The 11,569-nt window shown below is 45.6% G+C and carries 11 protein-coding genes; 5 read left to right on the forward strand and 6 right to left on the reverse strand.

Annotated features, from left to right (window positions below):
• Window positions 1-111 precede the first annotated feature (111 nt).
• The 3 genes from MHN02_RS06780 to MHN02_RS06790 form a co-directional block, all read right to left on the reverse strand.
• Complete coding sequence (locus MHN02_RS06780; RefSeq protein ID WP_049586039.1) at window positions 112-429, reverse strand: DUF2007 domain-containing protein; 318 nt, start codon at window positions 427-429, stop codon at window positions 112-114.
• A gap of 140 nt (window positions 430-569) precedes the next feature.
• Window positions 570-1,682, reverse strand: coding sequence for a PilT/PilU family type 4a pilus ATPase (locus MHN02_RS06785; protein WP_168476812.1), 1,113 nt, complete (start codon window positions 1,680-1,682; stop codon window positions 570-572).
• A gap of 8 nt (window positions 1,683-1,690) precedes the next feature.
• Window positions 1,691-2,734, reverse strand: a complete 1,044-nt coding sequence (locus MHN02_RS06790; protein WP_014950464.1) for a type IV pilus twitching motility protein PilT — start codon at window positions 2,732-2,734, stop codon at window positions 1,691-1,693.
• 27 nt (window positions 2,735-2,761) lie between these two features.
• On the opposite strand from MHN02_RS06790, the gene MHN02_RS06795 reads away from it, so the two are divergent.
• The 5 genes from MHN02_RS06795 to MHN02_RS06815 all read left to right on the forward strand — a co-directional run bounded on the left by MHN02_RS06795 (window position 2,762) and on the right by MHN02_RS06815 (window position 7,877).
• Entirely contained in the window at window positions 2,762-3,448 is a 687-nt protein-coding gene (locus MHN02_RS06795) for a YggS family pyridoxal phosphate-dependent enzyme (RefSeq protein WP_039227916.1), read from the forward strand.
• A 70-nt stretch (window positions 3,449-3,518) separates the two neighbouring features.
• On the forward strand, window positions 3,519-4,340 hold the full coding sequence (proC, locus tag MHN02_RS06800) for a pyrroline-5-carboxylate reductase (protein WP_061486421.1): 822 nt from the start codon (window positions 3,519-3,521) through the stop codon (window positions 4,338-4,340).
• A gap of 20 nt (window positions 4,341-4,360) precedes the next feature.
• The gene (locus MHN02_RS06805; protein ID WP_014950467.1) at window positions 4,361-4,897 is read left to right on the forward strand and encodes a YggT family protein; all 537 of its coding nucleotides are present in this window, start codon (window positions 4,361-4,363) and stop codon (window positions 4,895-4,897) included.
• A gap of 96 nt (window positions 4,898-4,993) precedes the next feature.
• The gene (locus MHN02_RS06810; protein ID WP_039227913.1) at window positions 4,994-5,467 is read left to right on the forward strand and encodes a DUF4426 domain-containing protein; all 474 of its coding nucleotides are present in this window, start codon (window positions 4,994-4,996) and stop codon (window positions 5,465-5,467) included.
• A 331-nt stretch (window positions 5,468-5,798) separates the two neighbouring features.
• On the forward strand, window positions 5,799-7,877 hold the full coding sequence (locus MHN02_RS06815) for an NADPH-dependent 2,4-dienoyl-CoA reductase (RefSeq protein ID WP_239245200.1): 2,079 nt from the start codon (window positions 5,799-5,801) through the stop codon (window positions 7,875-7,877).
• A 30-nt stretch (window positions 7,878-7,907) separates the two neighbouring features.
• On the opposite strand, the gene MHN02_RS06820 is transcribed toward MHN02_RS06815, so the two are convergent.
• The 3 genes from MHN02_RS06820 to MHN02_RS06830 form a co-directional block, all read right to left on the reverse strand.
• Window positions 7,908-9,068 carry a tetratricopeptide repeat protein gene (locus MHN02_RS06820; RefSeq protein ID WP_239245202.1) on the reverse strand — a complete coding sequence of 387 codons (1,161 nt, stop codon included), beginning with the start codon at window positions 9,066-9,068 and terminating at the stop codon, window positions 7,908-7,910.
• Window positions 9,069-9,165: 97 nt separating this feature from the next.
• Entirely contained in the window at window positions 9,166-9,501 is a 336-nt protein-coding gene (locus MHN02_RS06825) for a VOC family protein (protein ID WP_239245205.1), read from the reverse strand.
• Window positions 9,502-9,702: 201 nt separating this feature from the next.
• On the reverse strand, window positions 9,703-11,547 hold the full coding sequence (locus MHN02_RS06830; RefSeq protein WP_239245208.1) for a DUF885 domain-containing protein: 1,845 nt from the start codon (window positions 11,545-11,547) through the stop codon (window positions 9,703-9,705).
• Window positions 11,548-11,569 lie beyond the last annotated feature (22 nt).

Raw genomic sequence — 11,569 nt, forward strand, 5'->3', positions numbered from 1 at the left:
TGTTCTCGATTTAGAACCACTAAACCGTCAAACATTCGCCTTGTCTAGATGGCACACAGACCGCTGCAAAAATGTACAACAAAGGTCAACAGGCCCTAGCTCTTGCTGTTATTACTTTTCTGCCCCACACTGCCAGCAGACATCAAAAGCAGCGCCGTTTTGTTCACTGCACTCACCACAAATCCAGTCTTCACTAGATAATGCCTTATCGTTTGATTTCTGAATGAAGAGCTCAATAACTTTCGACGCTCTTGCATACCAGCTGTCGTCAACAAGCCACACTTCCTGCTGAGAATCTTGCCAAGGCAGCTCTCCGATTGCGCCACTGGCAAACTCATTTTTTACCATATAAGGAATAGATAAAGCATCAAGCTCGCTGCGAACCGCTTGAAGTTCAAAAGCGTCTTGTGAAGTGAAGAGTTTTTTCAATGGCTACCCTCTTGTTAAACACAAAAGCAGCCCGTGGGCTGCTCATCATGCGAGAAAAACGTGTCTCTCTACTGCTTTATTTCAGTAAGCGTTTCAAATGCAGCTCCCCCTAAAGGGATTTCAGCATAAAGCGAAAGCAATTAGTCATCCATATCAATAGATACATTTGACAGTGTACCTAAGCTAGAACCGTCGCTGGTATCAAGCTTGATCATTAAGCGCAGGTCATTAGGCGAGTCGGCGTGGTGCAGCGCTTGGTCCATATCAATCTTACCCGCTTTGTACAAATCATACAGCGCCATATCAAAGCTCTGCATGCCCTGCTCTTTGCCTTTTTTCATTGCTTCTTTTAACGCGCCTATTTCATTGCGCTGTATTAGGTCGCGCACTAGCGGCGAGTTTAGCAATATTTCTATTGCCGCAACCCTACCCTTGCCGTCTGGCGTTGGTACTAGTTGCTGCGCAACAATGGCGCGGATGTTTAAGCTTAAGTCAAAGCGCAACTTATCGTGCTGATCTTTCGGCGCTAAATGCATAATACGTTCAATAGCTTGGTTTGCGTTGTTAGCGTGCAGCGTAGCCACACACAAATGCCCTGTATCAGCAAACGACATGGCATATTCCATGGTTTCCATTGAACGAATTTCACCAATAAGAATGACATCAGGCGCCTGACGTAGCGAACTTTTAAGTGCGTCGTCGAAAGACTGGGTATCTATGCCCACCTCGCGCTGGGTAATAACGCAGTTCTTATGCTCGTGCACAAATTCAATGGGGTCTTCAATAGTCAGTATATGCCCGTGCGAATTTTCATTTCTATGCCCAATAAGCGCAGCCAATGACGTGGACTTACCCGTGCCTGTTCCACCTACAAATAGAACAAGACCGCGTTTAGCCATAATAATTTCTTTTAATACTCGCGGCAGACCCAAATCATCAGCTTTCGGAATTTGAGTAACGATGCGGCGAATCACCATACCCGCTTGGTCACGCTGCCAAAATGCAGAGCAGCGGAAACGACCAATGCCCTCTCGTACTATGGCAAAATTACATTCTTTGGTCGTGTGAAACTCATTCTGCTGCTTTTCAGTCATCGCTTCGTGAACCAGCGCCAGCGATGCCTCTTCCGAGGTCGCGCTTTCCGTCACTGGCGTAAGTTTGCCGTTAATTTTGGCACTTACCGGAAACCCCGCCGTTACGAATAAATCCGATGCGTTGGTATCGACCATTTTTTCTAGTAGTGAATCTAACATATTGGCCTCTAGAAACTGTTCATCGACTGTTTATCAACTGACTTTGCTGCGGCGTCTTGTTTGGTAATCACACCCATAGCCACTAAGCGCTGAAGACACTGATCCATGGTTTGCATACCGTGAGCCTGACCCGTTTGAATAACCGAGTACATTTGCGGCACTTTATCTTCTCGAATAAGGTTACGAATAGCGGGGATCCCCACCATGATTTCATGAGCCGCAACTCGGCCCCCGCCGACTTTCTTAAGCAGTGTCTGTGAAATAACCGCACGCAATGATTCCGACAACATAGAACGCACCATGGCTTTTTCTTCTGCCGGGAAAACATCGATAATACGGTCAATGGTTTTTGGTGCAGAGTTGGTGTGAAGAGTGCCAAATACTAAATGGCCGGTTTCGGCAGCTGAAATGGCAAGGCGTATGGTTTCTAAGTCACGTAGCTCACCGACTAGAATTACGTCTGGGTCTTCACGAAGCGCCGAGCGCAGTGCGTTATTAAACGAGTGCGTATCGCGGTGTACTTCCCGCTGGTTTACCAAGCTAAGCTTGTTGTCGTGCACGAATTCGATAGGGTCTTCAATGGTGAGAATATGTTCACGCTTGTGGGTGTTGATATGGTCGACCATGGCCGCAAGCGTGGTACTTTTACCCGAGCCGGTGGCACCTGTCACAAGTACAATGCCGGTAGGCTGATTTATAATTTCCTTGAAAATTTCAGGCGCGCCAAGGTCGTCTAAGGTTAACACTTTACTGGGGATAGTACGTAATACTGCCGCGGCGCCTCGGTTTTGCACAAACGCGTTAACACGAAAGCGCGACAAGCCATTAACTTCGAAAGAAAAATCGGTTTCCAGGTTTTCTTCGTATTCTTTGCGCTGCATGTCATTCATAATCTCATAAACGAGACCATGTACTTGCTTGTGATCGAGGGCTGGCACGTTCAGTTTACGCATTTCGCCATCTACACGAATTATTGGTGGTAGGCCCGCTGATAAGTGTAAATCTGAGGCGTTATTCTTAACACTGAAAGCCAAAAGTTCGGTAATATCCACAACCACTTCTCCAAAACAAGGTGAATAATGCAAACAATAGCAGAAAGACTAGATTCCGCACGAAAAGGAATAGACCAAGCCGCTACCAGTGCACATCGTCCACCAAATTCCGTTAAATTGCTAGCGGTTAGCAAAACAAAACCCGTATCAGATATCATGGAAGCGTATGAAGCCGGACAACGTATGTTCGGCGAAAATTACGTGCAGGAAGGTGTTGAAAAGGTTCAGGAACTTTCTCACTTAAGTGATATAGAGTGGCACATGATTGGTCCAATCCAATCGAATAAAACCAAAGTAGTCGCCGAACACTTTGATTGGGTTCAGTCTGTAGATAGAGAAAAAATTGCTCGTCGCTTAAACGAACAGCGACCTGACTCTATGCCGCCGTTAAACGTGTGCATTCAGGTTAATATTGATGATGAAGAGAGTAAGTCAGGGGTAGCCCTAAGTGAATTAGATGCGCTAGTGGAGTTTATTAACTCTCAAAAGCACCTGACCTTGCGTGGACTAATGGCCATTCCCAAAGCTGATCCTAGTGAAGAACAACAGCGCGCCACACTGTCTAAGCTAAAAGAATTATTCGACCACTACCATACATCATTGAGCAATTTTGATACCCTATCCGTAGGAATGAGTAGTGATATGACAGAAGCGATTCAACACGGGTCGACTATGGTGCGCATCGGTACCGCTATTTTCGGTAAGCGAAACTAGCGCGCTAACCCAACGTATAGCGCTTCGCCTCGCTACACAGACTTAAACGCAACCAACAAATAGGATTTACATGCAACAGAAAAAATTAGCATTTATTGGCGCGGGTAACATGAGCCGCAGCATCATCAGTGGTCTTATCAAATCTGGGTACGCGAAAGAAAACATCCTTGCGGCAAACCCTTCCACACCAAAGTTAGACGGCCTGAAGGCCGAGTTTGGTATTCACACCACACAATCTAATGATGAAGCCTGCCAATTCGCTGATGCCATAGTCCTTGCGGTAAAACCACAAATAATGGGCGATATGTGCGGCGAGCTTCAGAAAAACAATGACCTTTCGGGCAAGTTGTTTATGAGCATTGCAGCTGGGCTGCCGGTAGCCAGATTGCAAGAAATGCTAGGTGCTGAATACCCTATTGTTCGTATTATGCCAAACACCCCGAGCTTGTTAGGCAAAGGCATGTCTGGGATGTATGCCGACGACACGGTTTCTGAGTCAGACAGGCAATACGTTGACGATGTAATGAACAGCGTTGGCGAAACCGTTTGGGTAGATAAAGAAGAGGGTATTAACGGTGTTATCGCCGCAGCGGGCAGCAGCCCAGCTTATTTCTTCTTGTTCTTACAAAATATGCAGGAAGAAGCCATGAACATGGGCTTTGACAAAGCGCAATCTCGCTTAATGGTCCAACAAGCGATGTTAGGCGCAGCCGAAATGGTTTGTAACAACCCAGACCTTGAATTAAGCGAGCTTCGTGCCCAAGTTACGTCTAAGGGCGGCACTACCGCAGAAGCCGTTAACACTTTCATTAATGAAGGTTTAAAAGATATTGTCAGCAAGTCGATGCGCGCCGCCGTAGCACGTGCTGAAGAAATGGCAAAACAGCTATAACGTTTTAGGAAAAACACAACATGAACGCAACGGTATTTTTGGTTGATACCTTATTTAGCCTTTATTTGATGGTGGTTATTCTGCGCCTTTGGTTACAAATGGTTCAGGCAGATTTTTATAACCCACTCAGTCAATTTGTAGTAAAAGCAACCCACCCTATCGTGGGGCCGTTGCGCCGTATTATTCCGTCAATCGGCAGGTTCGACACCGCTACTTTTGTGTTAGCGGTAGCGGTATGCGCGCTTAAGCTAATAACCCTAGGGTTAATGTTTGGCGGTAGTCTAAACCCAGTCGGCATTGCGATTTTGTCAGTAATTGGTGTGATAAAAGAAACCCTGTCGTTAATGTTCTGGGTGTTGCTACTACGCGCTATTTTGAGCTGGGTGTCACAAGGTCAGTCTCCGGTTGATTATGTTCTGTATCAGCTAACCGAGCCGTTTTTAGCGCCAATACGCAAAGTCATTCCACCATTGGGCGGTTTGGACTTATCAGTGCTTATTGCCATCATCGCATTACAGTTTTTACAGCTTCTGATCCAAGACACTTTCCCTATGTAACTAATGTCAGTTCAAGACACTGTTAGGGAAAGCATTGGTCTTGCAGTTTGGTTCATAGAGCAAAACAAGCTGTAATGGGTAAGAATTGAAAATAAGATGAAGGCAGAGGTAGTTTCTATCATGGGTAGAATAAATCAAATCAAAAAAGCTTACGTCGCACTTCTTGTGATGGCTATGTCATGCTTAAGCGTTTCCGCATTTGCCGAGCAGAAGCAAACGCTTGGTGAATGGGATGTTCACTATATGGTGGTGAGTACGCCATTTCTCACACCTGAAGTGGCGGCTAGCTACGGCATTGTGAGAAGTAAGTTTAATGCCTTGGTTAACATTTCGGTGTTAGACAAAGTTTCCGGTGAAGCGCAACGGGCAGATGTCACAGGTACGGCTAAGAATCTGTTAGGTAACTCGCGTAAGCTGACTTTCAAAAAGGTGGAAGAAGGTGATGCTATCTATTACCTTGCCGTGCTGCCATTTCGCGATCAGGAAACCTTTAGGTTTGAGATTGACGTTCAAAAAGGTAGCAGCAAACAAACGCTGAAGTTTCAGCAAAAAATGTACGTTGACGAGTAATTTATAAGGCGAGCACTGCTTTAATAATGCCAATATCGTAAGTAAGCGCTCACCTGCAACGCATTCATGCTTGTGATGAAAAGCAGTGATTAACGAAGCGAGATATCCGTTAGCCCGGTATCTCGCTTTTTTATTATGTTAAAAATAGGGTAACTGCACTTTACCAATTGAATGTGGTGGTAAATAATCAAAGCAACTGGTCGGGCAAGTTAGTGTGATCGGATTATGTGTAATCATTAGCACTTAAATCATGAAAGACAGATGAGCACTGCGCCGCAGCAAAGAGCGACATGCACTAACTGCCTTCATAGCAAATAAAAAGAGAACAATTATGAATACGCCCTCGTCTCAGACAGCTACTCCGCAGTCTGCCCACAATTCAGAACAACTCTCACCTTACTTCCCTAACTTATTAGCTCCGTTGGATTTGGGTTTTACTCAACTTCGCAACCGTAGCCTAATGGGTTCAATGCATTTAGGTTTGGAAGAAGAGAAAGGCGGATTTGACAAACTTGCTGCGTTTTACGCTGAGCGAGCAAAAGGTGGTGCGGGGCTAATCGTAACAGGTGGTATTAGCCCGAACATTTCAGGTTGGGTAGCGCCCTTTGCTGGCAGAATGACCCGCTCTCGCCACGCGAAAAAGCACCGTGTTATTACCGACGCTGTGCATAAGGAAGACGGCAAAATTTGCATGCAAATTTTGCATTCAGGCCGTTACGGTTATCACCCACTTGCTGTTTCGGCTTCACCTATGAAGTCGCCTATTACCCCTTTTAAGCCTCGCGAACTGTCCTCACGTGGCGTAAGAAGCACAATTAAAGACTACGTAAAATGTGCAGCCCTTGCCCAGCAAGCAGGCTATGACGGCGTGGAAATTATGGGTTCTGAAGGCTACCTCATAAATCAGTTTTTCTGTGAGCGCACCAATCATAGAAATGATGAATGGGGTGGCAGCCTAGAAAATCGTGCTCGTCTGGCAATAGAAATAGTAAAAGGTGTACGCGAGAAAGTGGGCACTAACTTCATTATTATTTATCGCCTGTCTATGCTGGACTTAGTCGAAGGCGGCGCTAAGTGGGACGAGGTTGTATATTTAGCCAAAGAAATCGAAAAAGCAGGCGCTACGCTAATTAATACCGGCATAGGATGGCACGAAGCAAGGGTACCCACTATCTCCACATCCGTACCTCGCGCGGCGTTTACTTGGATAACCGAACGCATGAAAAAAGAGGTGTCTATCCCTCTTATTACCACTAACCGTATCAATACGCCTGAAGTTGCAGAATCGGTACTCGCACAAGGCCATGCTGATATGGTATCGATGGCGCGACCTTTCTTGGCTGACGCTCACTTTGTAGCGAAGGCTATGCGCAATGAGTCTAAGCTAATCAACACTTGTATTGCCTGTAACCAGGCTTGCCTAGACCATGCATTCGAACAAAAGCGTGCAAGTTGCTTGGTAAACCCGCAAGCGTGCTACGAGACCGAACTTACCTTTCCCCCTACTCACAATAAGAAAAAACTAGCGGTAGTAGGTGCAGGGCCTGCGGGTTTGGCGTTTTCCATGTATGCCGCAGAGCGCGGTCACGAGGTACATCTATTTGATAAAGCCAGTGAAATTGGCGGTCAATTTAATTACGCCAAGCAAGTGCCGGGTAAAGAAGAGTTTTACGAAACCCTACGCTACTTTGACAATCAGTTAGCTCGCCTGGGCGTTACGGTTCACCTTAACACCCAAGTAAACGTAGAGAGCCTTTCAAACAAGGGGTTTGATGAAGTGGTGCTAGCCACCGGTATTAATCCTCGTACGCTTACAATTGAAGGGCACGACCACCCTAAAGTGATGAGTTATTTAGACGTATTGCGCGACCACAAGCCAGTAGGCAAGAAAGTGGCTATTGTTGGCGCTGGCGGCATTGGTTTTGATGTAGCGGAATTCCTGGTAGAACACGAAAATCTAGCCAAAGATAAAGAAAAGTGGCTAGCGCACTGGGGTATAGATAAAGATTATTCTGCTCCTGGCGCACTGAAAGAAAAAGCCATAGAGCCTTCTGAGCGGGAGGTGTATCTGCTACAACGTAAAACGTCTAAAGTAGGTAAAGGGCTGGGCAAAACTACGGGCTGGATCCATAGGCAATCGTTGAAACACCACAATGTTCAAATGATAAACGGCGTGGGCTACGAGAAAGTGGACGATGAAGGTCTACACGTGCAGATTAACGACACCCCCAAAGTATTGCCGGTCGATAACGTCATTGTATGTGCTGGTCAGGAGCCGTTTAAGCCTCTGCAACAACCTCTAGAAGAGGCAGGATTTACTGTGCACATTATCGGCGGTGCTGACGTAGCGGCTGAACTTGATGCTAAACGCGCTATTCGTCAGGGCGCTGAACTGGCAGCGCGAATTTAAGCGCGCAGCCAACACCAAGAACCCCGTTCGTTATTGGCTATTTTGAATAGCCTGTAGCTTTGCGGTGTAAAGCGCTCTGTTATGCGAAGGCAGCGAAAGAGAGAGCGCTTTTTCCATCATACTTTCAGCTTTGATCACCTCGCCCTTTAAAAAGTAAGTTTTAGCCATAGCCGAGTAACTCTCGCCTAAATAAGGTCCTGTAGCGATGGCCTTGTTGAAAAACATTTCTGCCTCCGAAAGCTCACCTTTCGCTAAAAATGCATTCCCCAAATCTACCCATCGGTAAGGGTTGTCATCGTCTGTTTTTAAATACATTTCCCCAATTCGCGATAAGGTTTCTACGTCACCTATTTTCTTAAGTAGCACTGCAAAGTTTGATAGCGTATGAACCGATTGGATATGGTTTTCAATAGCAAATTCGTAAAGTTTCCGAGCTTCTTCTTCGTAGCCGTTTGAACGGTAGAGTACCGCGAGAGAATTTAGCGTTGATGCATTCGCTGTGTTTAACTGCATTGCGCGATACAAATAACTGTAGGCTAAATCAGGGTTGTCGCTCATCACGTCAGCAGACATATTTTGGTAATACATTGAGATAAAGTCAGCCTCGGAGATATAAACTCCCCGGTCGTTACGGCTTGATGGAAAATAATCAATCACCGCTCTCCCCCGAAAAACAATACTATCGCCTGTTTTTTCGGTTTCAGGCCCTAAAATAATGCTTCGAACATGTGTTGACGTAGTGAGCGTGTTTCCAAACCGCCGATACAGTGGTGGAGTATGGACCTGTTGATAAACCACATCTAAGTTAACGAGCTTGGCAAGCGCTGTAGTAAGCAATGCAAGCGACATGCAGTTTCCGTAACGTTTGTTTAAAACATCTCGGGCTATTAGCGTGTCGCCTGCGTAACTGAAGTTCGAAACCAGGTTATCCAGATAATAAGCGAGGCGAAAATTAGGTGATATGTGTGCTTTTGCGGGCGAATTATAATAAGAAAGAAAGTGCTGCTTTTGCTGCTCAGATAACGCAAAGAGCGCCCCGGGCTCTTCCACATCGATTAATGCGAATTCGCTAATCTGCCAATTGTAAGGTGCTAACTCACTCCTGCTCTTGGCATCACTGCTTTTAGTGCTCTGGCACGCCACATTAGCCATTAATGCCATAGCTAGAAATAACAGTTTTGTTTTCAACATGCTTTCCCTTTCTGACTTTCCCTTAATTTAAGAGTAATTCTTCAAAAAGCGCTTTACAAGTTAGCCCACAAATTGCGATTAGAAGAGCAACTTTATATTAAAACTGATCGAACATGATAGCGTTGCCATCCGGGTCTTTAACAATTAGATGCCCGGGACCGCTATCGCTTTTCACAGGCACGTCCAATGCAATACCCTGTTCAACTAAGCTCGCCTGAAGTGCTCTAACATCGCTAGGGTTAAAGGTCATAATATTGTCTTCAAACATTCCTTCGAATAAGCCAATCATGGTGGTGCCATTTTTCATCATCAGCCATTTGTCTTCCACCGACCCACAGGACGGCATAGCATCAAAGCCCAATGCTTCATAAAACGCTTTCGACTTGCTAATGTCCTTTACCGTTAAACTTAGCGAAAATAACCCTAACTCCACTGCATGCTCCCTGATAATTTTTGAAAATTGTTCACTAACTACTCTAGTAAAGCTTTTGAACAATATCACTGCCATTAGTCGCAAAAAGAAAAAAGCCAGTAATACTGAATATTACTGGCTTTACGTCAAATATCGGCTTTTTACTGTTCTTAACTTAACGCTGATTGCGCTTTAAAAAGTTTAAGTAAGGGGTTTTAGTCCTTAACTTTTTTGACTAGCGATCCAGCGATCTATTTTCTGCTCAAGAATAGCAAGTGGAATGCCGCCCGTGTTTAACACTTGCGCGTGGAACTCACGGATGTCGAAATCATCACCTAATGCCTTCTCTGCGCGCGCGCGCAGTTCTTGAATTTTAAGTGCGCCCACTTTGTAAGATAACGCTTGTGATGGGATAGCAATATAACGCTCTACCTCAGCCACAACTTCTGTGCGGGTCATGCCTGAATTATCAAGCATAAAATCGATGGCTTGTTCTCGGGTCCAACCTTTCGCGTGAATACCCGTATCTACGACTAAACGCATGGCGCGCAGCTGTTCATCTTGAAGCGTGCCGTAACGATTCCATGGATCGTCAAAGAATCCCATTTCATACCCTAGCGTTTCTGAATATAGCGCCCAACCTTCACCGAAGGCTGGTAGGAAGCTAAAGCGCATGAACGAAGGTAACGCTTCATTTTCTTGCGCTAAACTTACTTGGAAATGGTGACCAGGAGCGCCTTCGTGTAAATACAAGGTAACGTTGCCCGTGGTTAGGCGGCTAGGCAAATCGTAGGCATTAAAGTAGAAAGTACCTGGACGAGAGCCGTCTGGCGTGCCTGGCTGATATGAGCCACCCGCACTGAATTGCTCGATGGCAGGGTCGTACGGCTTAATTTCTAACTCAGACTTAGGCAATAGTGAGAAGTATTGATCAATTTTCTCATCAACCTCACGGCCAATATCATAGTAGCTCTGCGTTAACGCCTCACGGCTTTCAGGCTTGAACTTAGGATCGGTGCGCACATAGTCGAAGAATTCGTTTAATGTCCCTTCAAACTTCACTTCGTCCTTAATTTCAAGCATGTCATTTTTGATACGCTTAACTTCTTTTAAACCAAGATTATGCAGTTCATCAGGGGTCATTGGCAGTGTGGTTGAACCTTCCACCATCAATTGATAAAGCTTTGCACCACCTTTCATATCGCTAAGGCCAATGCTTTCACGGGCAACAGGCAAATACTCATCGCGAAGGAAGTCGCGCATACGCGTGGTTGCATCGTAAATCTCTTGCGTCGCTTTCTCGTAGTCAGCGGTTAAACGGGCTTTTTCTTCGTCAGAGAAACTTTCTGGGAACATGGTAATTGGCCCCCAAAATTGTGACTCTTTAATAGGAATAGCCAGCTGAGTATCGAACTGCTTGATCACGCGATCGATAGTAAGTTTAGTTTCATGAACACCGCTTTCCATGCCCTCGCGGAACTTTCCGATAGCGCGGTCAGAAATAGCAATGTAATCCTTATGGCGAGATAAGTTATTTTCGTAATCTTCTACTGTTTTAAATGGCGCTGCGCCCTTTCCGCTCGCAAAAGTCGGGTAGAAGGTATGGAAACCGCTGAAGTGGTTAACAGGGCGTACTTCCGTTAACGCTTCAATCTCGTCGGTGGACATTTTTAGCGAGCGCTCTTCGTTGTATTTAAATACATCGTAGGCAAGCTTGTCGGTGTCGCTTAACTTACTGCGGTCGATTTGTTTAAGTTCAGACAAATTCAGCAATGTCGCTGTTTTTCCCGCTAAAGCGTGAGAGTCTGTAAAGAAGTCGCCCATTCTGTCCGCATAACGCATGTCGCCACGGAATATAGCCATTATCGGGTTTAGCTCAATATCACGCTGGTCAGCGGCTGCAAAAAGCGCAAAAAGCTTTTCGTGCTCAGACGCTTCTTTTGCAACTGAGGCACTTTTTGATGAACTCTGCGTATTTGCGTGATTGTGTTCATGTGCCACAGCCGAGCTTAGCCCCAGTGCCATGGTTACAGCACTACTTACAAGTAGTGATTTAAATGCTTTCATTTTTATTCCCTTGTCATTTCGC

Source organism: Alteromonas sp. CNT1-28, assembly GCF_022348345.1.
GTDB lineage: Bacteria > Pseudomonadota > Gammaproteobacteria > Enterobacterales > Alteromonadaceae > Alteromonas > Alteromonas macleodii.